General features: G+C 69.1%; 21 protein-coding genes. 19 read left to right on the forward strand and 2 right to left on the reverse strand.

What is annotated here, in order from left to right:
• The first annotated feature begins 1 nt into the window (after position 1).
• The 6 genes from EY822_RS13415 (at position 2) to EY822_RS13440 (ending at position 6,543) form a co-directional block, all read left to right on the forward strand.
• Positions 2-1,321 carry a hemolysin family protein gene (locus EY822_RS13415; protein ID WP_150308976.1) on the forward strand — a complete coding sequence of 440 codons (1,320 nt, stop codon included), beginning with the start codon at positions 2-4 and terminating at the stop codon, positions 1,319-1,321.
• Entirely contained in the window at positions 1,311-2,237 is a 927-nt protein-coding gene (era, locus tag EY822_RS13420) for a GTPase Era (RefSeq protein ID WP_150308977.1), read from the forward strand. Before EY822_RS13415 ends, era begins: the two co-directional genes overlap by 11 nt.
• A 109-nt stretch (positions 2,238-2,346) precedes the next feature.
• On the forward strand, positions 2,347-3,606 hold the full coding sequence (locus EY822_RS13425; RefSeq protein WP_150308978.1) for a sensor histidine kinase: 1,260 nt from the start codon (positions 2,347-2,349) through the stop codon (positions 3,604-3,606).
• Complete coding sequence (locus tag EY822_RS13430; RefSeq protein ID WP_150308979.1) at positions 3,603-4,283, forward strand: response regulator; 681 nt, start codon at positions 3,603-3,605, stop codon at positions 4,281-4,283. Before EY822_RS13425 ends, EY822_RS13430 begins: the two co-directional genes overlap by 4 nt.
• 110 nt (positions 4,284-4,393) lie before the next feature.
• Positions 4,394-5,155: an ABC transporter ATP-binding protein gene (locus EY822_RS13435; RefSeq protein ID WP_150308980.1), complete on the forward strand. Its 762-nt coding sequence runs from the start codon at positions 4,394-4,396 to the stop codon at positions 5,153-5,155.
• A complete protein-coding gene (locus EY822_RS13440; protein ID WP_150308981.1) occupies positions 5,152-6,543 on the forward strand; it encodes an ABC transporter permease in 1,392 nt (463 codons plus the stop codon). The genes EY822_RS13435 and EY822_RS13440 overlap by 4 nt, the downstream gene beginning before the upstream one ends.
• 50 nt (positions 6,544-6,593) lie before the next feature.
• Here EY822_RS13440 and EY822_RS13445 read toward each other — a convergent pair whose 3' ends face one another.
• Positions 6,594-7,232 (reverse strand): hypothetical protein, encoded by a 639-nt coding sequence (locus tag EY822_RS13445; RefSeq protein ID WP_150308982.1) that lies wholly within the window; start codon positions 7,230-7,232, stop codon positions 6,594-6,596.
• A gap of 256 nt (positions 7,233-7,488) precedes the next feature.
• Between EY822_RS13445 and leuA the strand changes: the two genes are divergently transcribed.
• The 9 genes from leuA (at position 7,489) to EY822_RS13490 (ending at position 19,207) form a co-directional block, all read left to right on the forward strand.
• Positions 7,489-9,267, forward strand: coding sequence for a 2-isopropylmalate synthase (leuA, locus tag EY822_RS13450; protein WP_150308983.1), 1,779 nt, complete (start codon positions 7,489-7,491; stop codon positions 9,265-9,267).
• Positions 9,268-9,398: 131 nt separating this feature from the next.
• Positions 9,399-9,758: a hypothetical protein gene (locus tag EY822_RS13455; protein WP_150308984.1), complete on the forward strand. Its 360-nt coding sequence runs from the start codon at positions 9,399-9,401 to the stop codon at positions 9,756-9,758.
• A gap of 50 nt (positions 9,759-9,808) precedes the next feature.
• Positions 9,809-10,573 (forward strand): DNA repair protein RecO, encoded by a 765-nt coding sequence (gene recO / locus EY822_RS13460; protein WP_150308985.1) that lies wholly within the window; start codon positions 9,809-9,811, stop codon positions 10,571-10,573.
• A complete protein-coding gene (locus EY822_RS13465) occupies positions 10,570-11,376 on the forward strand; it encodes an isoprenyl transferase (RefSeq protein ID WP_150308986.1) in 807 nt (268 codons plus the stop codon). The genes recO and EY822_RS13465 overlap by 4 nt, the downstream gene beginning before the upstream one ends.
• 262 nt (positions 11,377-11,638) lie before the next feature.
• Complete coding sequence (locus EY822_RS13470; protein ID WP_150308987.1) at positions 11,639-13,021, forward strand: glycine--tRNA ligase; 1,383 nt, start codon at positions 11,639-11,641, stop codon at positions 13,019-13,021.
• Positions 13,022-13,301: 280 nt separating this feature from the next.
• On the forward strand, positions 13,302-14,579 hold the full coding sequence (locus EY822_RS13475; protein WP_150308988.1) for a glycosyltransferase: 1,278 nt from the start codon (positions 13,302-13,304) through the stop codon (positions 14,577-14,579).
• Positions 14,579-16,510 (forward strand): right-handed parallel beta-helix repeat-containing protein, encoded by a 1,932-nt coding sequence (locus EY822_RS13480; protein WP_150308989.1) that lies wholly within the window; start codon positions 14,579-14,581, stop codon positions 16,508-16,510. Before EY822_RS13475 ends, EY822_RS13480 begins: the two co-directional genes overlap by 1 nt.
• A 2-nt stretch (positions 16,511-16,512) precedes the next feature.
• Positions 16,513-17,625 carry a right-handed parallel beta-helix repeat-containing protein gene (locus EY822_RS13485; protein WP_227497343.1) on the forward strand — a complete coding sequence of 371 codons (1,113 nt, stop codon included), beginning with the start codon at positions 16,513-16,515 and terminating at the stop codon, positions 17,623-17,625.
• Positions 17,626-17,746: 121 nt separating this feature from the next.
• On the forward strand, positions 17,747-19,207 hold the full coding sequence (locus EY822_RS13490; RefSeq protein WP_150308991.1) for a UDP-glucose dehydrogenase family protein: 1,461 nt from the start codon (positions 17,747-17,749) through the stop codon (positions 19,205-19,207).
• Positions 19,208-19,211: 4 nt separating this feature from the next.
• Here EY822_RS13490 and EY822_RS13495 read toward each other — a convergent pair whose 3' ends face one another.
• Positions 19,212-19,661 carry an aminoacyl-tRNA deacylase gene (locus EY822_RS13495; RefSeq protein ID WP_150308992.1) on the reverse strand — a complete coding sequence of 150 codons (450 nt, stop codon included), beginning with the start codon at positions 19,659-19,661 and terminating at the stop codon, positions 19,212-19,214.
• 122 nt (positions 19,662-19,783) lie between these two features.
• Between EY822_RS13495 and dusB the strand changes: the two genes are divergently transcribed.
• The 4 genes from dusB to EY822_RS13515 all read left to right on the forward strand — a co-directional run bounded on the left by dusB (position 19,784) and on the right by EY822_RS13515 (position 26,066).
• On the forward strand, positions 19,784-20,962 hold the full coding sequence (gene dusB, locus EY822_RS13500) for a tRNA dihydrouridine synthase DusB (protein WP_150308993.1): 1,179 nt from the start codon (positions 19,784-19,786) through the stop codon (positions 20,960-20,962).
• The gene (locus EY822_RS13505) at positions 20,952-22,211 is read left to right on the forward strand and encodes a deoxyguanosinetriphosphate triphosphohydrolase (RefSeq protein WP_150308994.1); all 1,260 of its coding nucleotides are present in this window, start codon (positions 20,952-20,954) and stop codon (positions 22,209-22,211) included. Before dusB ends, EY822_RS13505 begins: the two co-directional genes overlap by 11 nt.
• A 96-nt stretch (positions 22,212-22,307) precedes the next feature.
• Positions 22,308-24,257 (forward strand): DNA primase, encoded by a 1,950-nt coding sequence (gene dnaG, locus EY822_RS13510; RefSeq protein WP_150308995.1) that lies wholly within the window; start codon positions 22,308-22,310, stop codon positions 24,255-24,257.
• A gap of 174 nt (positions 24,258-24,431) precedes the next feature.
• On the forward strand, positions 24,432-26,066 hold the full coding sequence (locus EY822_RS13515) for an ABC transporter substrate-binding protein (protein WP_150308996.1): 1,635 nt from the start codon (positions 24,432-24,434) through the stop codon (positions 26,064-26,066).
• The last annotated feature ends 115 nt before the right edge of the window (positions 26,067-26,181 follow it).

The raw sequence follows: 26,181 nt of genomic DNA on the forward strand, positions 1-26,181 counted from the left end.
GATGATCGCTCTCTTCCTCAGCGCGGCCGTCATTCTCGTCGCGTTCGGCGGGCTGTTCGCCGCCAGCGAGTCGGCGATCTCCGCGCTGTCCCGGGCCGACATTCAGGAGCTCTCCGAGGGCGCCCGGGCGAGGCGGTCGCTTCGCGCGATCGCGGACGACCCCGGCGCGCACGTCAACGCCCTCAGCTTCATGCGGATCATCGCGGAGACGACCTCCGCTGTGCTCGTCACGCTCGCCCTCGCCTCGGTGCTCGAGGACTGGTGGCTGACGCTCATCCTCGCGGCGCTCATCATGACCGCGGTGTCGTTCGTGCTCGTCGGGGCGAGCCCCCGCAGCGTCGGTCGCGAGCACTCCCGGCCGCTGCTCCGCACCACCGCCGCTCTCGTGCACGGGATCCGGGTGCTGATCGGCCCCATCGCGAACGCCCTCGTCGCCCTGGGCAACCGGGTCACCCCGGGGCGCCCCAAGACCGTCGCCACCTTCACCAGCGAGGAGCAGCTCCTCAGCATGGTGGACGAGGCCACCGAACTCGACGTGCTCGACGTGGACGACCGCGAACTCATCCACTCGATCTTCGAGTTCAACGACACCGTCGTGCGCGAGGTCATGGTGCCCCGCACCGACATGGTGACCATCGAAGCGTCGGCCACCATCGGCGAGGGCATGGGCCTCTTCCTCAGCAAGGGCATCTCCCGCGCCCCGGTCACCGGGCGGGACTCCGACGAGATCGAGGGGATCCTCTACCTCCGCGACCTCGCCCGCCTGGTCTACGAGCGGGCGAGGGACACCGACAGCACGGTCGGCCCGCTGGCGCGACCCGCCCTGTTCGTGCCCGAGTCGCAGAAGGCCGATGCCCTCCTGCGTCAGATGCAGGCCGAGTCCAACCACCTGGCCATGGTGGTGGACGAGTACGGCGGCATCGCCGGGCTCGTCACCCTCGAGGACCTCATCGAGGAGCTCGTCGGTGACATCTCCGACGAGTACGACCGCGATGTGGCGGAGTTCGAGGAGCTCGAGAACGGCGTGTTCCGGGTGAGCGCCCGGCTCCCCGTGGACGAACTGGGCGACCTCTTCGGCATCGAGCTCGACGACGACGACGTCGACTCGGTGGGCGGGCTGCTCACGAAGACGCTCGGCCGCCTGCCCGACCGGGGATCGGTGGCGGACGTGTCCGGACTGGTGCTCACCGCCGAACGCATCGAGGGCCGCCGCAAGCGCATCAGCACCGTGCTGGTGGAGCGGAACGCCGCACTGCAGGAAGCCGAGGACGCATTCGCGGACGCGGGCAACGGACAGGAACGGGCGCACCATGACCACTGATTCCCCGCAGGCCGCATCGACCGGTCCCGAGCATCGCGCCGGATTCGTCTCCTTCGTCGGCCGTCCCAACGTCGGCAAGTCGACGCTCACCAACGCCCTCGTCGGCGAGAAGGTGGCGATCACCAGTTCCAAGCCGCAAACCACGCGACGGGCGATCAGGGGCATCCTGCACCAGAAGAACGGTCAGCTGATCCTCGTGGACACGCCGGGCATCCATCGGCCCCGCACCCTCCTCGGTGAGCGGCTGAACAGTCTGGTGCAGTCGACCCTCGGCGACGTCGACGTGATCGGACTGTGCATCCCGGCGAACGAGAAGATCGGTCCGGGCGATCGCTTCATCAGCGAGCAGCTCGACGCCTTCCCTCGGGCGAAGAAGGTGGCCATCGTCACCAAGGTGGACGTCGCGAGCCGCACCGCCATCGCCGAGCAACTGCTCGCCGTGTCGGCACTCCGCGACGACTGGGAAGCCATCGTGCCGCTCTCCGCCACCAGTTCCATCCAGCTCGACACGCTCGTCTCCGAGCTGCTGAAACTCCTTCCGGAGTCCCCGCCGCTCTATCCGGCCGACGCCGTAACCGACGAGGGGCTCGAGTCGCGCATCGCCGAGTTCATCCGCGAAGCCGCCCTCGAGGGGGTGACCGACGAGCTGCCGCACTCCCTCGCCGTGACGATCGACGACATCGTGGAGCGCGACGACCGCGACCTCGTCGAGGTCTATGCCAACCTCTTCGTCGAGCGCGACAGCCAGAAGGGGATCATCATCGGCCACGCCGGATCCCGCCTCAAAGACGTGGGCGCTCGAGCGCGTGCGCAGATCGAGCCTCTCGTGGGCAAACGGGTGTTCCTCTCCATTCGGGTGAAGGTTGCGAAGGACTGGCAGCGCGACGCCAAGCAGCTTGGCCGCCTCGGCTTCTGAGGACCGGGGCGCACGGCGCCTCCATCGGCAGGATGACCGGGTCGGTCCTGCGGGTGATCTTCCGCTCCGACGAGGGTCGGTGGAACGGTCGCCGCATTACGGTGGTGTGATGCCCCGCAGGATCGAGAAGTTCTCGCTCGTCGTCGACCTGGTCGTCGCCCTGCTGTTCCTCGTGCTGCTGTCGCCGTTCGTCGTCGGAGTCGGTGCGACCAGCATCCCCGCCCTGCTCGGTTTCACCGGGGCGATGGCCTTCCGGCGAATCTCGCCCGGCCTTGCCCTCGGCCTTGCCTGGACGGCATCCGTCGTGCAGATGGCCGGTGGCCTGACGGTGCTCGCCTTCGACCTCGCCGTGCTCGCCGTGCTCTACACGGCGGCCGCGTACGGGTCCGTCGTCGTCAAGTGGGTGGGCCTCGCCTCGGCCGGCGTCGGCGGACTGGTCGCCGCCATCTACCTGACCGCCCAGGAGTTCATCGTCATGCGCGGTTTCGGCGTCGAGATGGTCCTGTGGCTCGCGTTCCTCCTGATCGCGTCCTGGGGTGTGCTCGGCATCTCCTGGACGCTCGGCCAACTCGTGCGCACCAGACGGGACGCCGCGGAGAGCCGACGTGCACAGGCACTGGCCGAGATCGAGCAGTCGCGGGCGCTCGCGGATGTGGCCATCGAACAGGAACGCAACCGCATCGCCCGCGACATGCACGACGTCGTGGCGCACTCGCTCGCGGTGGTCATCGCCCAGGCCGATGGAGCACGGTACGCGAAGACCGTCGACCCCGACGCCGTCGACCAGGCGCTCCGCGCCATCTCCGGCATCGCCCGCGAAGCGCTCGGCGACGTGCGCATCCTGCTCGGGCAACTTCGGCACAGCCAGGGCGCGGCCCCCGCCCCGGAGGTGCAGGACATCGACCGGCTCGTCGACCAGCTCCGCTCCGCCGGGCTGACCGTGCGCTACGAGCAGACCGGCGGCCCGATTCACCTCGGCACGGGACAGCAGCTCGCCGTGTACCGCATCGTGCAGGAGGCGCTCACCAACGCCCTCCGGCACGGCGACCCCGAGCAGGCAGTGCAGGTCGGCCTGCGCTGGAGCACCGACGGTGTGCGGATCACGGTCAGCAACGGCATCCGCCCCCTCGCGCCGTCGAGCGGTCCCATCCCGGTGTCGACGCCGGGCACGTCGCTGCCCGCCCAGGTGCAGGCCGGGCAGGCCGGGCACGCACCTGCCGGGCACGGGCTGGCGGGGATGCGGGAACGCGCCACGCTCGCCGCCGGTTCCTTCGACGCCAGTCCCACCGCCGGCGGCTGGGTCGTCACCGCCTGGATCCCGTCCTCCGCGTCCACCGCACCGATCCCCCTTCAGGAGCTTCCCTCGTGACACCGACCACAACCTCGACCATCCGCGTCGGCCTCGTCGACGACCAGGCGCTGTTCCGCACCGGCATCCGCATGCTGGTGTCGTCGCAGCCCGACCTCGAGTTCGTGGGCGAGGCCGGCAACGGCGCCGACGGGGTGCTCATGGCCGCCTCCGCCCGTCCCGACGTCATCCTGATGGACATCCGCATGCCCGGCATGGACGGCATCGCCGCCACGGCCGAGATCGTCGCCTCCGCCGATCGCACGGGCACGGCACCGCCCCGGATCCTCGTGCTGACCACCTTCGATCTCGACGAGAGCGCGGCGCGGGCCATCCGCAGCGGCGCGAGCGGCTTCGTGCTGAAGGACGCGGATCCGGAGTTCCTGCTCGCCGCCATCCGCACGGTGCACGCCGGTAACTCCGTCATCGCCGCGTCGGCTACCAAGGAACTCCTCGAGCACTTCGACAGCAGGTCGGCGCCGCGCAGCGAACCGGAGTCGTTCGGCTCGCTGACCGCGAGGGAGCGGGACATCTTCCAGCTCGCCGCCCGCGGACTCAGCAATGCCGAGATCGCGGCGGGGGAGTTCCTCAGCGAGGCGACGGTGAAGACGCACGTGAGCCGCGTTCTGGCGAAGCTCGGTCTCCGGGACCGCGTGCAGTTGGTCGTCTTCGCCTTCGAGCACCGCCTGGTGGAGTGAGCATGGTCCTCGGTGTGTAGTCGGCGGTTCCCGGGATACACACTGCGAGGGATGGGTGCACTCCGAACGCCGGACGCGACGGGGGTGCAGCCGCTTCTAGCGTGGGCAGCATGCACACACCAGCTTCCGACTCGTCGCCGATCGCGCGACTCGAAACCGTCTCCAAGTACTTCGGCATCGGTTCCACCACCGTCCCCGCCCTCGACCGGGTCTCGCTCGGCATCCGCCGCGGCGAGTTCACCGCCATCATGGGTCCGAGCGGATCCGGCAAGTCCACACTGATGCACATCATGGCGGGGCTCGATTCACCCACCGAGGGTCGCGCCTGGCTCGGCGACACGGACATCACTAACCTGGGCGACACCGAACTGACCCTGCTGCGCCGCCGACGCATCGGCTTCGTCTTCCAGTCCTTCAATCTCGTCCCCACCCTCGACGTGCGCGGCAACGTGCTGCTGCCGTTCCAGCTCGACGGCCGCGCGCCCACGCCCGACGAGAGCGCCTGGATCGACCTGCTCCTCACCAGCCTGGGCCTGCGGGACAGGCTCGGACACCGCCCGCACCAGCTCTCCGGTGGCCAGCAGCAGCGGGTGGCCATCGCCCGGGCGCTCGGCACCCGCCCGGATCTCGTGTTCGCCGACGAGCCGACCGGAAACCTCGACTCGCGCACCGGCCGGGAAGTGCTCGCGCTCCTCGCCACCGCAGCCCGGGAATACGGCCAGAGCATCGCGATGGTCACGCACGACCCGATCGCCGCGAGCAGTGCCGACCGGGTGATCTTCCTGGCCGATGGCCGGATCGTCGACGATCGCGCCCGTTCGAGCGCCGAGGACATCTCGCGATTCATGCTGAGCATGGAGCGCGCGGCATGAGCCGCGGGAACGAGCTCCCGAGATACTCCTCGTCTCGCGAACACGCGTCGGGCATCCTCGTCGCGGCACTCGGTTCGACATTCGGCGTCGGTCTGCTGCAGGCCACCGGATTCCTCACCGACCTGTTCGACACCGGTGGCGGCGGAACGCTTCAGGTGGCACTGGCGTCCGTCGCCCTCGTGTTCATCCTCCTCGCCCTGTACGTGGCGGCCATCGTCACCGCGAATACGTTCGGCACCATCGTGGCGGGGCGTGCCAGATCGATCGCACTGCTCCGCCTGGTGGGCGCGAGCGCGCACACCCTGCGGCGGTCGGTCGCCCGCGAGGGGTTGCGGGTAGGTGCCGTCGGCGCGGCTATCGGTGCCGTCGCCGGGCTGGCGATCAGCCACACCGCCCTCCGTATCGGGATAGCGACGGGCACGCTGCCCGACGTCGCCTATCGCGCGATCGATCCGCTCATCGTGCTGCCCGTGGCCATGGTCGTGCTGACCACCTGGCTGGCGTCGCACGTGGGATCACGGGCGGTGCTCGGGGTCTCCCCGCTGCAGGCGACCGGTGCCGCGGAGGAGCCCGCTCCGGGCGACGAGAACCGGCACGTCGTCCGCCTCGTCTTCGCCATCCTCCTGGTCGCCGGCGGCACCGGCATGCTCGCCCTCGGCATTCTGCTCGGACTGGTCAGCCCCGCGGGCATCATCGTCGCGTTCTTCGGCGGTATCGCGTCGTTCAGCGGCGTCGTGCTCGGTGCCCGATGGATCCTCCCCGCCACCCTTCGCCTCGTCGGTCGCCTGTTCGGCCGGTCGTCGCCCGTCACCCTCGCCGCCGCCAACGCGGTGCGGTACCCGGAGCGGAGCACCCGCACCACCGTGGGTCTCGTCATCGGCGTGACGCTCGTCACGACCTTCGCGGTCGCGATGACCAGCTACGAGTCCTTCCTCTTCTCCGAGTACCCCGACAGTGCCGGCGACCCGTCCCTGACCATCACCATCGCCGTACTGGGCGGCCTGATCGGCTTCTCGGCCATCATCGCGGCGGTCGGCATGGTGAACAACCTGTCCCTCAGCGTGCTGCAACGCACGCGGGAACTCGGACTGCTCCGCGCCCTCGGATTCACGAGCCCGCAGGTGCGACGGATGATCCTCGCCGAGAGCGCGCAGATGACCATCGCCGCCGCGGGACTCGGCGTTCTCCTCGGGATCGGCTACGGCTGGGCCGGCGCCCAGGCGCTCCTGGGTTCGCTGGCCGGTGCGACCCTCGTCCTGCCCCTCGTCCCGTGGCCGCTCGTCGCCATGCTCATCGTGGGCACCGCGGCACTGGCCTGGATCGCGTCGATCGCGCCGTCCCGACGCGCGACCTCCGTGTCGCCGCTCACCGCCCTCGCCGCCACCTGACCCGGGGGCGAGGTCTCGGTCAGCCGGAGGGCCGGTCAGCCGGAGAGCGGTCAACCGGAGGGAACGGGACGCAGGGCCGACTGCACGACCACCACGTCCGCCCCGTACCGCGCGTCGAGGAAGTCCTGCAGTTCGCCGTCGTCGTGAACCACCTGCACCCACAGATACCCGTTGGTCACATACGACCCGAGATAGCCGTCGATGTCGAGCGAGTCCACATCGGCCTGCACCCCGGCCAGTTCGGCCTCGTCCGACGGGCCGGGGTTGCTCTCGTCCATGCGCGGGTCGATGTCGGCCATCGGGTCGTACAGGGAGAGCGGAATGGCGGGCTGGGTCAGGGTGAGGGTGGTGCCGTCCCAGGTGCCCTGCACGGCGTAGGTTCCCCAGGTCACACCGCTCGCGGTCTCCTCCTGCTCCGCCGCGTCCCAGTCCCAGCCGACGAGCGGAACACCGCTGCACTGCGGCGGGAAAGACTCGGCCACCGGCCCGAGGCACAACTCGGGGGCACCATCGCCGGACTGCAGCACCGTGCCCTGCCCGATCACCTCACCCGACGCGGAGGAGTCCGACTGCACGGGGGCGCTGGCGGGTCCGTCCACCGGCTGCGCGGGGTCCGCTGAGCTGCCGCACCCGGTCAGCGTCAACACGAGAGCCGCCGAGGCAGCGATCCAGATTCTCCGTCGATTCACTCTTCCAGTCTCCGACTCGACGCCTCCCGGCACCACCCAACATTCCCGGCCTCTCGTTCGTCACCATCGCTCACCCTCTTCGGTTCGAGCGTTCGTCAAGTGATACCCTCGGAGCGTGCTGTTCGGTGTGCTCCTTCTTAGCTGCCGCGACGAGTCCTAACCAAGGCCTCCCTCGTCGCGGAGTTCGTCGTGGCCGACCAGACGAACAGCGGGTACCGCCGATGGCGGGAACTCGCTCAAAGCAGGAGCTGACATCATGAAGAACAACCAGACGTCCTCGGGGATGCCGATTCACCGGTACCGCCCGTACTCCGAGCAGATTCCGGTGGATCTGCCCGACCGCACCTGGCCCACGAAGCGCATCACCGTCGCCCCCCGCTGGTGCGCCGTGGACCTTCGTGACGGCAACCAGGCCCTCATCGACCCGATGAGTCCCGAGCGCAAGCGGATCATGTTCGATCTGCTCGTGAAGATGGGCTACAAGGAGATCGAGGTCGGCTTCCCGAGCGCCAGCCAGACCGACTTCGATTTCGTGCGCTCCCTCATCGACGAGAAGGCGATCCCCGACGACGTCACCATTCAGGTGCTGACGCAGGCGCGCGAGCACCTCATCCGCCGCACCTACGAGTCGATCGCCGGAGCGAAGCAGGCGATCGTGCACCTGTACAACTCGACCAGCGTGCTGCAGCGCGACGTCGTCTTCCGCACCGACAAGCAGGGCATCATCGATATCGCCCTCGACGGCGCCCGCCTCTGCCGCGAGTTCGAGAAGGCCATCCCCGAGACCGAGGTCTACTACGAGTACTCGCCGGAGAGCTACACGGGAACCGAGCTCGAGTTCGCGCTCGACATCTGCAATCAGGTCATCGCCGTCTTCGAGCCGACGCCCGATCGCAAGGTGATCATCAACCTCCCGGCCACGGTCGAGATGGCGACGCCGAACGTGTACGCCGACTCCATCGAGTGGATGTCGCGCCGGCTGGTTCCCCGCGAGAACGTCATCCTGTCGCTGCACCCGCACAACGACCGCGGCACCGCCGTCGCCGCGGCGGAGCTCGGGTACCTCGCCGGAGCCGACCGTATCGAGGGGTGCCTGTTCGGCAACGGGGAACGCACCGGCAACGTGGACCTGGTGGCCCTCGGCATCAACCTGTTCACCCAGGGCATCGACCCGCAGATCGACTTCTCCGACCTCGACGAGGTCAAGCGCACCGCCGAGTACTGCAACCAGCTGCCGGTGCACGAGCGCAGTCCGTGGGCGGGCGACCTGGTCTACACCGCGTTCAGCGGATCGCACCAGGACGCCATCAAGAAGGGCTTCGAGCGCATGGCGTTCGACGCGGCGGCCGCCGATGTACCCGTGGAGGACATGGTGTGGGCCGTGCCCTACCTGCCCGTCGACCCGAAGGACCTGGGCCGCAGCTACGAGGCGGTCATCCGGGTGAACTCGCAGTCGGGCAAGGGTGGGGTCGCGTACCTGCTCAAGAGCGATCACGCCCTCGACCTGCCGCGCAAGCTGCAGATCGAGTTCTCCGGCGTGGTGCAGACCAAGACGGACGCCGAGGGCGGCGAGGTCACCAGCGCCCAGATCTGGGACATCTTCCAGGACGAGTACCTGCCCGCGCCCGCCGAGAAGGCCGACATCAAGTGGGGACGCTTCGAGCTCACCCGCACGCGAACGGCCAGCGACCTGGCCGGCACGGTGTCACTCGAGGTCGAGCTCCGCGACGGCGACGACGTGCAGCTCGCGACCGCCACCGGCAACGGTCCGATCGACGCCTTCCTGCACGTGCTGGCGGACCACGGGGTCGAGGTCAAGCTCTTCGACTACGTGGAACATGCTCTCAGCGCCAGCGGCGACGCGCTCGCCGCCTCCTACGTGGAGCTGCAGGTGAACGGACGACGGCTGTGGGGCGTGGGCATCGACGCCGACATCTCGACCGCGTCGCTGAAGGCGGTCGTGTCAGCGGTGAACCGCGCGATCCGCACGGAGGCGGGGGAGCGGGAGCTGGTCGCCCCCGCGGTGTCCGCCTGATCCGATCCGGTTCCGGGCGGTCGCAGTCCGAGCGGGGCCCCGCCACCTCGCGGGGGCCCGCAGGGCTGCGACAGGTCGCGTTCCCGTCGGTCGTCGCGATCCGGGCGCTGCGGCTGTCCACGGTCGGCGTGATGGTGCTCGCCCTGACGGCCTGTTCGGGCACCCCACCGGACCTGTCCGTGCTCGAGTCCCCGATGGCGGCACCGCCGTCAGCCCTCACGACGCCGGCGGACATCGACACGCTCGAGGAAGGCATCGGGTATGCCCGGGCCCTCACCGAGGCGACACCGGACCTCGCGGACGAGATCGAGGGCACCATAGACGCCCTGGACGACCTCGTGGACGAGGCCGACCTGCCGTGGGAGACGGGCAACGACGTCACCCAACGCCTGATGCGGCTGAACACGGACATATCCCGTGACCCCGGTCGCACCGTCGACCACCTCGCCGAACTCCACGCCATCGTCGAGAAACTGGCCGATGCGCTCTGAGCGCACGCGCGCCTGGCGGCGACCCGTCGCCCGGCGACGATAATTGACAGGTGCCGCTCTACCGAGATGACGTCGTCGTGCTGCGCACCCACAAGCTGGGTGAGGCCGACCGCATCGTCACCATGCTCAGCCGGTCGCACGGCAAGATCCGTGCGGTGGCCAAGGGCGTGCGGCGCACGGCGTCGAAGTTCGGCGCCCGGCTCGAACCGTTCATGGTGGCGGATGCGCAGTTCTACGAGGGGCGCAGCCTCGACATCATCACCCAGGCCGAATCGATCGGCTCGTACGGCGCCCTGATCACGGCCGACTACGCGAGCTACACGGCGGCAAGTGCCATGGTGGAGACCGCGGACCGGGTGACCGAGGACGAGGGTTCGCTGCAGCAATACCTCCTGCTCGTCGGTGCGCTCCGGTCGCTGTCCCGCGGCGAACACGGGGCGAGCGCGACCCTCGACTCCTACCTTCTTCGGGCGCTGTCGCTCGCCGGGTGGGCGCCCAGCTTCTCGGACTGCTCCCGCTGCGGGGCACCTGGCCCGCACCGCGCGATCGTGGTGCAGCTCGGCGGGGTCGTGTGCGACGCGTGCGCGCCGATCGGATCGCCGCGACCCGACCTCGCCACCATCGATCAGCTGTCCGCGCTGCTCAGCGGCAACTGGGAGATCGTCGAGGCGGCGACCGACGACACCCGCTCGAAGGCGAGCGGCGTGGTGTCGGCGTACACCCAGTGGCACCTCGAACGCGGCCTGCGCTCGCTCGGGTACGTGGACCGCACGACGCCGCCGCTTCCGCTTCCGGCTCGGGGACCCCTGTCGTGAGCCCCGTACGCAAGACGCATCGGGACGCGGTCGACTTCCGACCCCTCGACTGGACGGGCATCCATCCGCCGGAGTTGCCCAAGGGGGCGGTGCCCGAGCACGTCGCGATCGTGATGGACGGCAACGGTCGGTGGGCGAACGGGCGCGGCCTCACGAGGATCGAGGGGCATCGTGCAGGGGAGGCGTCGCTCCTCGACGTGGTCGCCGGCGCGATCCAGATCGGCGTGAAGCACCTCAGCGTGTACGCGTTCTCCACCGAGAACTGGAAGCGCTCGCCGGACGAGGTGCGGTTCCTCATGGGATTCAACCGTGACGTGCTGCATCGCCGCCGGGACCAGCTGAATGAGTGGGGTGTGCGAGTGCGCTGGGCCGGGCGCAAGCCGCGGCTGTGGTCGTCGGTGATCAAGGAGCTGCAGTTCGCCGAACAGCTCACGGCGGGCAACGACGTGCTCACCCTCACGATGTGCGTGAACTACGGCGGACGAACCGAGATCGCGGACGCGGTGCGGACCATTGCGGAGGATGTTGCGGCCGGCCGCCTTCGACCGTCCGGCATCACCGAGCGCACCATCCAGAACCGCCTGTACACCGGGGATCTGCCCGACGTCGACCTGTTCGTGCGAAGTTCGGGGGAGCAGCGCACCAGCAACTTCCTGCTCTGGCAGAGCGCCTACGCCGAGATGGTGTTCCTCGACACCCTGTGGCCCGACTTCACGCGCCAGCAGCTGTGGGATGCGATCACCCTCTATGCCAGCCGCAGTCGCCGTTTCGGCGGAGCGGTCGATGCCCCCTCCGCCTCCTGACCACGCCGCGCGGCCTGCGGCCGCCCACGGTACCCGAGCTCGTCGAAGGGACGCACGGTCCCTGAGCCTGTCGAAGGGACGCACGGTCCCTGAGCCTGTCGAAGGGACGCACGGTCTCTGAGCCTGTCGAATGGACGCACGGTCTCTGAGCCTGTCGAAGGGACGTTCCCGTCCACGGTCCCTGAGCGCCCCCTCTAGACTTGGCCGAGACTTTTCCGCCCCGGCACCCAGCCCGGGAGAAACAACCAGGAGCTCTATATCCGTGGCTAACGCATCCCGCCTCGACCCCGTCATCAACCTCGCCAAGCGGCGCGGATTCGTCTTCCAGGCGGGTGAGATCTACGGCGGATCGCGGTCCGCGTGGGACTACGGGCCGCTCGGCGTCGAGCTCAAGGAGAACATCAAGCGCCAGTGGTGGCAGTCGATGGTCAGCGGACGGGACGACGTGGTGGGACTCGACTCGTCCGTCATCCTGCCGCGCCAGGTGTGGGAGGCGTCCGGTCACGTCGAGGTCTTCAGCGACCCGCTGGTCGAATCGCTGCACACCCACAAGCGGTACCGGGCCGACCACCTCCTCGAGGCCTATGAGGAGAAGCACGGCCACCCGCCGGCGAACGGCCTCGCCGACATCCGCGACCCCGACACCGGTCAGCCCGGCAACTGGACCGAACCGCAGAACTTCTCCGGACTGCTGAAGACCTTCCTCGGCCCGGTCGACAACGAGCAGGGCATGGCCTACCTGCGTCCCGAAACCGCACAGGGGATCTTCGTCAACTTCGCGAACGTGCTCGGGGCCGCTCGCATGAAGCCGCCGTTCGGCATCGGCCAGATCGGCAAGAGCTTCCGCAACGAGATCACACCGGGAAACTTCATCTTCCGCACGCGCGAGTTCGAGCAGATGGAAATGGAGTTCTTCGTCGAACCGGGCACGGATGCCGAATGGCACCAGTACTGGATCGATCAGCGATTCGCCTGGTACACCGACCTCGGCATCGACCCCGAGAACCTGCGGATGTTCGAGCACCCGGCCGAGAAGCTGTCGCACTACTCCACACGCACGGTCGACATCGAGTACCGCTTCGGTTTCCAGGGCAGTGAATGGGGCGAGCTCGAAGGCATCGCGAACCGCACCGACTTCGACCTCAAGACGCACTCCGCGGCGTCCGGCACCGACCTGTCGTACTTCGACCAGACCAAGAACGAGCGGTGGACGCCGTACGTGATCGAGCCCGCAGCCGGCCTCACGCGGTCGCTGATGGCGTTCCTCGTCGACGCGTACTCCGAGGACGAGGCGCCGAACGCCAAGGGCGGCGTCGACAAGCGCACGGTGCTGCGCCTCGACCGTCGGCTGTCCCCGATCAAGGCGGCCGTGCTGCCGCTCTCCCGCAACGAGCGGCTGTCGCCGCTCGCCCGGGAGGTGGCCGCCGACCTGCGCAAGAACTGGAACATCGAGTTCGACGACGCGGGCGCCATCGGCCGCCGGTACCGCCGTCAGGACGAGATCGGCACGCCGTTCTGCGTGACCATCGACTTCGACTCCCTCGACGACCGCGCCGTCACGGTGCGCGAGCGCGACTCCATGGGACAGGAGCGCGTGTCGCTCGACCGGCTGAAGGGGCACCTCGCGGGGCAACTGCTCGCCTGAGCCCGCCAGGAACGGGGGCGCGTCGCGCCCCCGTTCTCCTACTGCGGGGGGCGGCGGGGCGAAGAGTCGGTGAACGAGGGGTGAATGTCGCCGCGAACCACTTTTCGCCGAGATGGCGCTCGGTAATGTTTCCTCGACCCTAGGGGCCGGAAGCCGCGTCACACCCGAATCTGACGCGAACTTCCTGGCTGGCCCCTGATCCTCGTGATCGTGAGCGCGCCCCGGCGCGCCTCATTCGGCTACCCGCCCGCCTCGCCGAGACAAGGAAACCCCCGATTCCATGGCGCCCATCCCGACGTTCGTCGACCCCTCCTCCATTCAGTTCAGCTGGTCCAGCATCGGCGACTTCTTCGCCGCGCTCGCTCCGTTCTTCCCCATCGCCATCGCCGGCACCGTGGTGTGGGCCCTCTGGCTCTACCGCGTCATCCTGTCACGGCGTGCGACGCCGATCGAGAGCGACTTCCGCACCACGACCTCGGTGATCGTGCCCTCCTACCGCGAGGATCCGGACATCCTTCTGCGTTGCCTCGACAGCTGGCGCTCGCACAACCCGACCGAGATCATCGTCGTGCTCGACGTGGGGGACACCGAGGCGTACGAGCGCATCAGCGCGCTCGGCGACCGCAGGGTCACCCCCGTGCTCTTCCACCACGCCGGCAAGCGCTCCGCGCTGGGGGTCGGCATCCGCATGGCCACGTCGGAGTTACTCGTGCTCACCGACTCCGATACCTCCTGGAAGCCGGGGCTGCTCGAGAACGTGCAGAAGCCGTTCGCCGATCCGATGGTCGGTGGTGTGGGCACGCAGCAGAACGTGTACCAGCGGGAGACGAGCGTGTGGCGGCGGATCGCCGACTGGCTCGTCAACCTCCGCTACTACGACTACGTGCCGGCGATGGGGAAGGCGGGTGCGGTGCCGTGCCTGTCCGGCCGTACCGCCGTCTACCGCCGCTCGGCCGTGCTGCCGGTGCTGGAGAACCTCGAGAACGAGTTCTTCCTGGGGCGTCGGTGCGTCTCGGGCGACGACGGTCGGCTGACCTGGCTCGTTCTCGCCTCCGGCTACCGCACCGTGCACCAGTCCTCGGCACTGGCCATCTCGATGTTCCCGTCGACCTTCCGCGCCTTCGTCAAGCAGCGGGTGCGATGGAGCAGGAACTCCTACCGCTGCTACCTCACCGCCATCGCCAAGGGGTGGTTGTGGCGCACGCCGTTCGTCACGAAGATCACCGTGCTGCAAATCCTGCTCACCCCGGTGACCATGGGTCTGACGATCTTCTACCTGCTGTTCAGCCGACTGGAGCTCAGCACACTGGGCATCGCCGCGACCGTGGGGTGGCTGCTGCTCGGCCGCGGCATCCGGGGCATCTCGCACCTCGTCCGGCACCCCGGCGACATCGTGCTGCTGCCCCTTCTCGCCCTGACGGTCATCTTCATCTCCCTGCCCATCAAGGTGTACGCCTTCGCCACGATGAACAAGCAGGGCTGGCTCACCCGGCACGCGGACACCGTCGGTGGCGACGGCCAGAACGCCCGCACTCTCGTGACCGAGGTCGCCGCCTGATGCGCGCTCTCGTCACCGGCATCGCGTCGGCCTTGCTCGTACCCGCGCTCGTCGCTGTCCCCGTCGGCTCGGCGACCGCGGCCGAAAAACCCGACGCGTCCGCGCCCCGCGCCTCCGACGCCTCGATCACCGGGGAGCGGTACACGGGCGACCCGAGCGCCGAAGCTCTCATGGTCGCCGCGGAGGATCGCCGCATCATCGACGTACGGGCCGTGGCCAACGCCGCCAAGTGGACCGGTGCCAGCCAGTACAAGCCGTACCGGCTCGTCACCGGCAACACGTACACGCTCGTGCTCACGGAACGCGATGCGGAGTACAGCTTCGACAACCTGCTCGCGCTGTCACCGCGGTCGCTGGTGCGTCAACCCGACGGCTCGTATCTGCTCACCGAGAACATCGTCGTGGAGGAGGGTGCCACCCTCAACCTGCGCGACGACGACGGCCTCGAGCTGCGGCTGGCGAGCAACGAGGACTACTTCGTGTCCATCGTCACGATGGGCGGGTCGCTGGTGCTCGCCGGTACGGCGGAGGAGCCGGTCGAGGTGACCAGCTGGGACATCCACTCGGGGGAACCGGACAGGGACACCTCCGACGGGCGCTCCTACGTCCGGGTCGTCGGCGGCCACGCCGCTTTCTCCTACGCGGAGTTCCACGACCTCGGATTCTGGTCGGGCATGACCGGTGGTGTCTCGCTCACCGGCACCGAGTTGCCGGCCGAGCTCCCGAAGGACCAGGAGGAAGCCGCCGAAGCCGCGGCGGGCGACGCCCTGAAGCCGACCGTCTACGGCACGGAACTGATCCCCGCCGAACCCGTCGAGGGCGAGCCGTCGACCCTGGCGCTGGAACCGGACCTCACCGGTTACAGCTACGTGTCCGCGACGATCGCCAACGCCAGGTTCTCCGACAACGCCTTCGGCCTGTTCGTCACGAGCGCCGACAACGTCGACGTGCGCGACGCGGTGGTGGAGAACAGCCTTGTCGACGGGATGACCTTCCACCGGAACGTCACCAACAGCCGGGTGTCGCGCGTGACCGCCCGGAACAACGCGGTCGACGGCATCAGCCTCGCGCGAGCCACCTCGGGCGTCACGCTCGAACGGGTCACGGCGACGGACAACGGACGCAACGGGATCTCCATCGACGGTCGCCCGCTCACCGAGGGACCCAGCCCCACCGGGCTGCCGATCGGCGTGTACGGCAACAACGAGGTGACCAACTCCACGGCCACGGACAACGGCCGGTACGGCATCGAGATCGCCGGCGGCACGAACCTGATCGTCGACAACAACGCGGTGCGGAACAACGAGATCGGCATCGTCGTCAGCGACGGCGTGGACTCGGTGACGATCACCGACAACCTCGTCGAGGACTCGGACCTGCAGGGAGTGGCGTTGCGGGAGGACGTCACCGACGCCACCGTGCAGGGCAACACCGTCGTGGGCGGGGACATCGGGATCTACCTGCGCGACGCCTACGGCGTCATCGCGCGCAACGAGGTCGAAGACGTCACCAACCACGCCATCACCCTCATCGGCACCGCGGCCACCTCCACCGTGCAGGGCAACACCGCATCGGGAAGCGGACCGAGCGCCATCGACGTCAAGCGGGCCGCCGACACGGCCGTGGTGCGCACGAACGATCTCACGGGCTGGCGCAGCACCAAGCCGCTCGACGTGGTGCTGCGCAGCATCTTCCAGCCCCTCACGGTCATGTGGCTGAGTCTCGGACTGCTGGTGGTGGTCTCGGCGATCACCAGCGTGCGACGGAAGAGGAGCGGTATCGTGCACCCCTACGCCAATCTCGCCCCGCTCGCGTCCTTCAGCAAGGGAGTGGTGCTGCCCGAGGAGGCCGGTGCGGGACGGCACCGCCTCACCCAGATGTTCCCCGACTCCCGCCCTCACGGCAGCGACGAAACCGGACGGACCGTATGAACGTGCCCCTGAGACGGTTCTGGGTCGTCATCCTCGCGTCCTTCGTCGCCGGTGCTCTCGCCGTGGGCGTGCTCTGGGCCACGATCGCCGGAGCGGCCGGTCCGGCGGCGCAGGGATCCGGCGGCACCTCGTCGGAAACCCCGCCCGGTCCCGCACCGGCTCCCGAACCGGAACCGACGGACAGCGGTGAGCCGTCCCCGGGCACGGGTACCGCCGCCGTGAGTGCGGAGTGCCCGGAACCGACCGTGGAGGTAGCCACCGCCGACGAGCTGGAGGATGCCCTCACCGAGGTGAACCCGGGCGACGTCATCGGTCTCGACCCGGGACGGTACGTCGGCAACTTCGTCGCGGCCACCTCCGGCACCGCCGCCGAGCCGATCTTCCTGTGCGGCTCGACGGACGCGGTGCTCGATGGCGACGACCCGGAAGACGGCTACGTCTTCCACCTCGACGGAGCCGAATACTGGAACCTGGTGGGCTTCACGGTGACCAACGGCCAGAAGGGCGTGATGGCCGACGGCACCGTGGGCTCCGTTCTGCGGGAACTGACCGTGCACACGATCGGTGACGAGGCGATCCACCTCCGCGCCTTCAGCAGCGACAACCTCGTGACCGGCAACACCATCTCCGAAACGGGGCTGCGGAAGCCCAAGTTCGGTGAGGGCGTCTACATCGGAACCGCCGAAAGCAACTGGTGCGACATCAGCGACTGCGAGCCGGACACCAGCGACCGGAACGTGGTGAGCGACAACGAGATCTTCGACACCACATCCGAGAGCGTCGACGTGAAGGAGGGCACCACCGGCGGCGTCGTGCGCGGCAACACCTTCGAGGGGTCGGCCATCACCGGCGCCGACTCCTGGGTCGACATCAAGGGCAACGGCTACCTCATCGAGGACAACGTCGGCACGAACTCACCGCTCGACGGATTCCAGACGCACGAAATCCGAAGCGGATGGGGCACCGACAACGTCTTCCGCTCCAATACCGCCGAGGTGAACGGACCCGGATTCGGGTACTCGCTCACGCCCGTGCTCGACAACGTGGTGGAGTGCGACAACACCGCCACCGCCGCAGCCGAGGGCGTCGCCAACGTGGAGTGCACCCGCCGCTAGACCGCCCCGACCCCCTCTTGTCCACCTTCCTCTCTCCACCCGCGCTTGTCTCCACCCGCGCGTTCCCACCCGTGCGTTCCCACCCGAACTCCTTCACCCCATTCCCATCCCAGGAGGACCCATGTCCCACACACCCACCGCCCCTGCCGCTTCCTCGTCCCCTCGAACGACGCCCCTACCGAGGATCACCGTCATCGGCACCGGCTACCTCGGCGCCACCCACGCGATCTGCATGGCCACCCTCGGCTACGAGGTGCTCGGCCTCGACGTCGACCCGGGCAAGGTCGAGGCGCTCCGCGCCGGGCGCGTGCCGTTCTACGAGCCCGGGCTGCCCGAGAAGCTCGCCGAGGCGCTCGACACCGGACGGCTCCGCTTCACCACCAGCTTCGACGAGGCCGCCGAGTTCGGCGACGTGCACTTCGTCTGCGTCGGGACCCCGCAGGCCAAGGACTCGCCCGCGGCCGACCTGACCTATGTCGACTCCGCGTTCGTCGCCCTCGCCAGCCGGATCACCCGCAAGGCGCTTCTCGTCGGCAAGTCGACCGTGCCGATCGGCACCGCCGCCCGCCTCACCGCGCTGGTGCAGCAGGCCTCACCCATCGGAGCCGAACTCGAAGTCGCCTGGAACCCGGAGTTCCTGCGCGAGGGCTTCGCGGTGCAGGACACGCTGCACCCCGACCGCCTCGTGTTCGGGGTGGCCTCGGAGTGGGCGGAGCGGGAGCTCCGCACGGCGTTCCGGCCGATCCTCGAGGAGGGCACCCCCGTCGTCATCGCGGATCTGGCCACGGCGGAACTCGTCAAGGTCGCCGCCAACTCGTTCCTCGCCACCAAGATCTCCTACATCAACGCCATGGCCGAGGTGTGCGAGGCGACGGGAGCCGACGTGAACCTCCTCGCCACGGCGCTCGGGCTCGACGACCGCATCGGGGCACGGTTCCTGAAGCCCGGCCTCGGCTTCGGCGGCGGCTGCCTGCCGAAGGACATCCGCGCGTTCAAGTACCGCGCGGAGGAGCTGGGTGTCGGGTCCGCCGTCGCCTTCCTCGGCGAGGTCGACGACATCAACAACCGTCGGCGCGTCCGTACGGTGGACATCATCCGCGATCTCGCGGGCGGGTCGCTCGACGGCGTGCGGGTCGCCGCACTCGGCGCGGCATTCAAGCCGAACTCCGACGACATCCGCGACGCCCCCGCCCTCGACGTGGCACGCATGCTCTACCTGGAGGGCGCGACCGTCACGGTGTACGACCCGGAGGCGAACACGAACGCGCACCGGCTCTACCCCGACCTGAACTACGTCGATTCGCTTGCCGAGGTGGTGGCGGATGCCGACGTGGTCGCGCTCCTCACCGAGTGGCAGGAGTTCCGTGACGCCGACCCGTCGGACCTCGCCGCGCTGGTGCGGAGCCGCCGCATCGTCGACGGCCGGCACGCCTTGGACGCCGATGCTTACCGCGCCGCCGGATGGGAGTACCGCGCCCTCGGACGCCCAGCGCAGTCCGGCACGGTCGCCCTCGACACGGACTCGCGGGACGACGTGGCGCGGGAGGAGCACGTCGCCGCGCCCGAGTCCCAGCCGGTGTAGTCGTTCAACCGGGGTCGCTGATGTCGGCGATCGTCGCGTCGAGGGAGACCAGCAGGTCGTCGGCCTGCACGAACAGGCTGTACCCGTGCGCACCCGCACCCATGGCGATGCGGCTCCCGACCATCGATCCGTCGGCGAACACCGGCCAGGCCGTCGAGCTGCCGAGCGGGGTGATCGTGCCCCGCTCGTAGCCGGTCGCCTCGAGCGCGAGGGACGCCTCCGGCAGACGAAGCTTGTTCACTCCGACCACGGCTCGGAGCTTCGGCCACGACAGTTGGCGATCGCCCGGCACCAGCGCGAAAAGGTACTGCCCGTCGTGCCGACGCACCACGAGCGACTTCACCACGTCGGCGGGCGTGATCCCGAGGAGGGCCGCCGCCGCGCCGAGGCTGTCGGCGGCCGGGCGGTGCACCACCTCGATCGCGAGCCCGCGCGCCGCGGCATCTTCCCGCACCCGGCCGAGGCCGGGCGCCGAGGAATCCCCGTCGGGCGTATCCGCGGAGGTCGAGTCGTGGTCGGGCGCGATGGCGGGCCTCCTCGTTCGATGCGGCTGCCGGTCTCTGGGAGAATGAAGCGGTGTCAACGCTATACGCTCCCGCCCCCAGCCTGTCGATCGGCCCGCTCGCCCTCGATGTGCCGGTCGTGCTGGCGCCGATGGCCGGCATCACGAACACCGCGTTCCGCCGGTTGTGCCGCGAATTCGGCGCCGGCCTGTACGTGAGCGAGATGATCACGAGTCGCGCACTCGTCGAGCGGACGCCGGAGTCCATGCGGCTCATCACCCACCACCCATCCGAGACGCCGCGCTCGATCCAGCTCTACGGTGTCGACCCGAAGACGGTGTCCGAGGCGGTGACGATGCTCGTCGCCGAAGACCGCGCCGACCACATCGACCTCAACTTCGGCTGCCCGGTGCCCAAGGTCACCCGCAAGGGCGGCGGGGCCGCCCTGCCCTGGAAGCTCGGGCTTTTCCGCGAGATCGTCGAGCGCGCGGTGTCCGCGGCCGGTGACGTGCCGCTTACCGTGAAGATGCGCAAGGGCATCGACAGCGACCACCTCACCTACCTGGAAGCCGGTAAGGCCGCCGAGGGGGCGGGCGTCGCGTCGATCGCCCTGCACGCCCGCACGGCCGCCGAGTTCTACTCCGGAACCGCCGACTGGTCCGCCATCGAGAAGCTCAAGCAGACCGTGACCGGCGTGCCGGTGCTCGGCAACGGCGACATCTGGTCGGCCGCCGACGCCATCCGCATGGTCGAAACCACCGGATGCGACGGAGTCGTCGTCGGACGCGGGTGCCTCGGGCGTCCCTGGCTCTTCGGCGACCTGGCGGCGGCATTCCGGGATCTCGCCGCCGGCGGAACGGGAACGACCGTCGACACCTATCGCCCCGACCTCGGCCAGGTGGCCGCCACCTTCCGCCGGCACGCGGAACTGCTGGTCGAGTTCTTCGGGGACGAGGACCGGGGCTGCCGCGACATCCGCAAGCACGTCGCCTGGTACTTCAAGGGGTACCCGGTGGGCGGCGACCTGCGCGCGAGCCTTGCCACCGTGACCAGCCTCCAGTTGCTCGACGACCTGCTCGGAACCCTCGACCCCGACCTGCCCTACCCCGGCGAGGACGCCGAGGGCGCCCGCGGCCGTGCCGGCTCGCCCAAGCGACCCGCCCTGCCCGACCGCTGGCTGGAGTCCCGCGAGCTCGGCGAGCACTCGCGCGGAGAGCTGGCGATGGCCGAGCTGAGCCACAGTGGGGGATAGCGGCGGGTACACCGGTGCGGATCGGGAGCGCTGGCTCCCCGAGGTGCACAGCTCCCGCCGCAGCGACTTCGCCCGCGACCGCGCGCGCCTGCTGCACTCGAGCGCGCTCCGCCGACTGGCCGCGAAGACGCAGGTGCTCAGCCCCTCGGCGGGGCTCGACTTCGCGCGTAACCGACTGACGCATTCCCTCGAAGTGGCTCAGGTGGGCCGCGAACTCGCGACGAGTCTCGGGCTCGATCCGGATGTCGTGGACACCGCGTGCCTCGCTCACGACCTCGGGCATCCGCCGTTCGGCCACAACGGGGAACGGGCGCTGAACGAGTGGGCGTCGGGTATCGGCGGCTTCGAGGGCAACGCCCAGACCCTCCGCCTGCTGACCCGGCTCGAACCGAAGGTGTTCGGTCCCGACGGCAGCGTGTACGGGCTGAATCTCACCCGGGCGAGCCTCGATGCGAGCTGCAAGTACCCATGGCCCGCACGCACGGGCGTGCCCGACCCCAGCGGCCGGCAGAAGTTCGGCTTCTACGACGACGACCGTGCCGCCTTCGAGTGGGTGCGGTCGGGTGCCCCCGACCGTCGACGCTGCGTCGAAGCCCAGGTGATGGACCTGTCCGACGACATCGCCTACTCGGTGCACGACTTCGAGGACGCCGTGTTCGGCGGCTACATCGACGTCCGCTCGCTCAGCGCTCGCGTGGACCATGACGAACTCGTGAGCGCCATGCACACCTGGGTGGGCGGCGAGATCTCGCATGACGAACTCATCGCGGCGTTCGACCGGCTCGATTCCCTCGACGTGTGGATAGACCGGTGGGATGGCGGACGGCACGATCAGGCGATGCTGAAGAACCTCACGAGTCAGTTGATCGGCCGATTCGCCGGCGCCGCCACGCGAGCCACCCGTGACGCGTACCCCGGCGACGACCTCCGCAGATTCGGGGCGGAGGTGATCGTTCCGCGCGAGGTTCAGGCGGAGATCGCCGTGTTGAAGGGCATCGTGGCCGCCTTCGTCATGTCGAAGACGACTCGGCAGCCGATCTACCTGCAGCAGCGCGAGATCCTCACCGCGTTGGCCGGGATGCTCTACTACCGAGGCCCCGACGAACTCGATCCGGGATTCACCGCCGATTGGCACGCCGCAGCGGATGACGCCGCGCGGAAACGGGTCGTAGTGGACCAGGTGGCCAGCCTGACCGACCAGTCCGCCCTGCTCTGGTACGAGCGCCTCGTCCCCGGCACCCCGCTGTAGCGAGCCGTCCCGCACGCCCGCCCCTCCGCAGCCGCGTCGTTCACACAGAGCACCGACGCGGTCGGGGGTCGGGCGGCGCGAACGTAGAATCGACTCATGGCGGGCCTCATTCGCAAGAGCGACATCGACGAGGTGCGGGCCCGGGTGAACCTCGCCGACGTGGTCGGCGAGTACGTCACGCTGAAGAGCGCCGGGGTCGGCTCGATGAAGGGGTTGTGCCCCTTCCACGACGAGCGGAGCCCCAGCTTCCACGTGCGCCCGCAGGTCGGCTTCTACCACTGCTTCGGGTGCGGGGAGGGGGGCGACCTGTACACCTTCCTGCAGAAGATGGACCACGTCACCTTTGCGGATGCCGTCGAGCGCATGGCCGCGCGTATCGGCTACCAGCTGCATTACGAGGGCGGCGCCGAGGCCACCGATCAGGGCAACCGCGCGCGCCTGCTCGGTGCGAACGCCGCGGCCGCCGAGTACTTCATCCAGCAGCTCGGGAGCGCCGAAGCAGAAGTGGGCCGCACCTTCCTCGGTGAACGTGGTTTCGACGCGGGCGCCGCCGCGCGCTTCGGCGTCGGATTCGCCCCGAAGAGCTGGGACGCGCTGACCAGGCACCTCCGCGGCAAGGGCTTCACCGAAGCCGAACTCGTCGCCGCCGGCCTGGTGAGCTCCGGTGACCGGGGCGTGTACGACAGGTTCCGCGGCCGGCTCGTCTGGCCGATCCGCGATCTCACGGGCGCCACCGTCGGGTTCGGTGCCCGCAAACTCTTCGACGACGACAAGGGCCCGAAGTACCTCAACACTCCCGAGACCCCGATCTACCACAAGTCGCAGGTGCTCTACGGCCTCGACCTCGCCAAGCGGGACATCGGGCGCAGCCGCCAGGTCGTGGTGGTCGAGGGCTACACCGACGTGATGGCGTGCCACCTCGCCGGGGTGACCACCGCCATCGCCACCTCCGGCACCTCGTTCGGCGTCGACCACATCAAGGTGCTCCGGCGCGTGCTCGGCGACGACAGCGGACTCGGCGAGGTGATCTTCACCTTCGACCCGGATGCCGCCGGCCAGAAGGCCGCCATGCGGGCGTTCACCGAGGAGCAGCGCTTCGCGGCGCAGACTTACGTCGCCGTGGCCCCGGAGGGACTCGACCCCTGCGATCTGCGTCTCCGCCGGGGCGACGACGCGGTGCGACGCCTGATCAGTACCAAGAAGCCGATGTTCGAGTTCGTCATCAAGCAACTGCTTGCCGCGCACAACCTGGAGACCGTGGAGGGCCGCGTGAGCGCCCTCCGCGCCGCCGCACCCGTGGTCGCCGAGATCCGCGACCCCGCTCTTCGACCGGGCTACGCGCGCGAACTGGCCGGCTGGCTCGGCATGGACCTCACCGAGGTGGGCCGCGCCGTCACCGCCGCGGGCCGACGCGGCACCGGGAACACGGGCAGCGCGGGACGCACCGGGCACGGCTCCGGTGGCGCGGGGTACCAGGGCGGTGCAGGGGGCCCGAGCGGTCCGGATCACCGCGGCGGCGACGACTACGCACCCGCCGACGACCTCGACAGCGGATTCGCCGCGCCCGACATGTCGCTGATGCAGCTCCCCACCGATATCGCGACCCGTCTCGAACGGGACGCGCTCATGGCGATGCTGCAGTACCCCGACATCATCGGCGCGGATCTCCTCACCCGGGCATCCCAGGTTCGCTTCTCCAACCCGTCGCTCGCGGTCGTGCGGGACGGGATCGTCGGCAGCATCGACTCCGCCAGCGGCGCGGAGTGGCTCTCCCGCGTGGCCCTCGAGGTGCCTGAGCCGTTCGCCACCCTGGTGAAGCAGCTCGGAGTGGCACCGATCCCCAACCGGGGTGCGGAGGAGAAACTCGCCGCCTACGTGCGGGGCATCACGGTGTCCCTCATCGACCGCGACCTCCTCGCCCGCAAGTCGGAACTGCTGGGCCGACTGCAGCGCACCGACGCCCGGTCCGACCCCGACCGCTACCGGGAGGTCTCCCGGGAGTTGATGTCGGTCGAGACGGAACGGCGCGCCCTCCGCGGCGATTGACCCGCCGAGGAGGACCCCGACCACTCTGAGCGCCTGATGACGATTCCGGGTCAATGCCCGGGGCCTTTCTCGACCTGTGTTAGTAATGAGCCACAGCAATGCTCCGGGCGCGTCCCGCCCGCACACTCGCACCCCCGAAGAAATCCCTCGCACCCCTGAAAGAGGTAGACGCTCATGACTTCCAGCTTTTCGCGCCGCCGGCGCGTGCTCGTCGCGACAGCCGGCATCTCCGCCGCGGCTCTCGTGCTCGCCGGCTGCGCCAGCGACGATGGGGAGAGTACCGACCCCCTCGCCGAGGGCGGCAGCCTCATCGTCGGCACCACCGACACCATCACCTCCCTCGACCCCGCCGGATCCTACGACGCCGGATCGTTCGCGGTGCAGAACCAGGTCTTCCCCTTCCTCTACAACAGCCCGTACGGGTCGCCCGACGTGGAGCCCGACATCGCGGAGTCCGGCGAGTTCACCTCGCCCACCGAGTTCGAGATCACCCTCAAGGAGGGTCTCCAGTTCGCCAACGGCAACGAACTCACGGCGAGCGACGTCAAGTTCTCCTTCGACCGCGTGCTGTCGATCGCCGACCCGAACGGTCCGAGCTCGTTGCTCGCCAACGTGGTCGGCGTCGAGGCGCCCGATGACCAGACCGTCGTATTCACCCTGAAGTCCCCGAACGACCAGACGTTCGAACAGGTGCTGTCGAGCCCCGCCGGGCCCATCGTCGACGAGGAGGTGTTCTCCGCCGACGCCCTGACCGACCCCGAGACGATCGTGGACGGGAACGCCTTCGCCGGGCAGTACGTCATCACCGACTACACCGCGAACGAGATCATCCGGTACGAGCCCAACGAGAGCTACGGGGGCACGCTTCCCGCGCCGGAGAACGACGGCGTCACCGCCCAGTACTTCGCCGACGAGACCAGCATGCAGCTCGCCGTGCAGGAGGGCGAGATCGACGTGGCCACGCGTTCACTCAGCCCGACCGCCATCGCCGACCTCAAGGAGGACGACAACGTGGTGGTGCACGAGGGTCCCGGCGGCGAGATCCGGTACATCGTCTTCAACTTCAACACGCAGCCGTTCGGAGCGACCACCGCCGAGGCCGACGAGGCGAAGGCACTGGCCGTGCGTCAGGCCGTGGCCAACCTCATCGACCGGGACGCACTCGCGGAGGACGTCTACAACGGCACCTACACGCCGCTCTACTCCTACGTGCCCGAAGGACTCACCGGTGCCAACGAGGCCCTGCAGGGCCTGTACGGCGACGGCCAGGGCGGCCCCGACGCGGAGAACGCCGCACAGGTGCTCGCCGACGCCGGTGTGCAGACCCCGGTGACGCTCGACCTGCAGTTCAGCCCGGACCACTACGGGGCGTCCTCCGGCGACGAGTACGCGCTGATCAAGGAGCAGCTCGAGGAGTCCGGTCTGTTCACGGTCAACCTCGAGTCGACCCTGTGGGACGTCTACAGCAGCGAGCGCCGCAACGACAGCTACCCGTCGTACCAGCTCGGCTGGTTCCCGGACTACTCGGACGCCGACAACTACCTCACCCCGTTCTTCCTCGACGGCGGGTTCCTCGGCAACCACTACAGCGACCCCGAGGTCAACCAGCTGCTCGCGGAGCAGCTGTCGGAGGAGGACCCCGCCGCCCGTGCCGAGATCCTCGGCGAGATCCAGAACCTGGTGGCGGAGGACCTGTCCACCGTGCCGCTGCTGCAGGGCGCGCAGGTTGCCGTGTCTGGCGTGGACGTCGAGGGCGTGACGCTCGACGCGTCCTTCAAGTTCCGTTACGCACCGCTCTCGACGAACTAGTCCGCACGAATCCGGGTTCCTCGGAATCCGGTGCCCCGGCCGGTGGGCCGCATCGCACGATGCGACCCACCGGCCGCATTCCGGCAGAAAGAGTTGGATGTGACCACCGTTCCGC

Origin of the sequence: Planctomonas psychrotolerans (assembly GCF_008642235.1) — a bacterium.
In the GTDB taxonomy this organism is placed as follows: domain Bacteria; phylum Actinomycetota; class Actinomycetes; order Actinomycetales; family Microbacteriaceae; genus Planctomonas; species Planctomonas psychrotolerans.

Excerpts from the sequence above, each read along its gene's own strand:
- EY822_RS13425 (WP_150308978.1), top strand. The coding sequence starts at position 2,347 with ATGCCCCGCAGGATCGAGAAGTTCTCGCTCGTCGTCGACCTGGTCGTC.
- EY822_RS13435 (WP_150308980.1), top strand. The coding sequence starts at position 4,394 with ATGCACACACCAGCTTCCGACTCGTCGCCGATCGCGCGACTCGAAACC.
- EY822_RS13475 (WP_150308988.1), top strand. The coding sequence starts at position 13,302 with ATGGCGCCCATCCCGACGTTCGTCGACCCCTCCTCCATTCAGTTCAGC.
- EY822_RS13490 (WP_150308991.1), top strand. The coding sequence starts at position 17,747 with ATGTCCCACACACCCACCGCCCCTGCCGCTTCCTCGTCCCCTCGAACG.
- EY822_RS13515 (WP_150308996.1), top strand. The coding sequence starts at position 24,432 with ATGACTTCCAGCTTTTCGCGCCGCCGGCGCGTGCTCGTCGCGACAGCC.
- EY822_RS13455 (WP_150308984.1), top strand. The coding sequence starts at position 9,399 with ATGGTGCTCGCCCTGACGGCCTGTTCGGGCACCCCACCGGACCTGTCC.
- dnaG (WP_150308995.1), top strand. The coding sequence starts at position 22,308 with ATGGCGGGCCTCATTCGCAAGAGCGACATCGACGAGGTGCGGGCCCGG.
- era (WP_150308977.1), top strand. The coding sequence starts at position 1,311 with ATGACCACTGATTCCCCGCAGGCCGCATCGACCGGTCCCGAGCATCGC.
- EY822_RS13440 (WP_150308981.1), top strand. The coding sequence starts at position 5,152 with ATGAGCCGCGGGAACGAGCTCCCGAGATACTCCTCGTCTCGCGAACAC.
- EY822_RS13480 (WP_150308989.1), top strand. The coding sequence starts at position 14,579 with ATGCGCGCTCTCGTCACCGGCATCGCGTCGGCCTTGCTCGTACCCGCG.
- leuA (WP_150308983.1), top strand. The coding sequence starts at position 7,489 with ATGAAGAACAACCAGACGTCCTCGGGGATGCCGATTCACCGGTACCGC.
- EY822_RS13415 (WP_150308976.1), top strand. The coding sequence starts at position 2 with ATGATCGCTCTCTTCCTCAGCGCGGCCGTCATTCTCGTCGCGTTCGGC.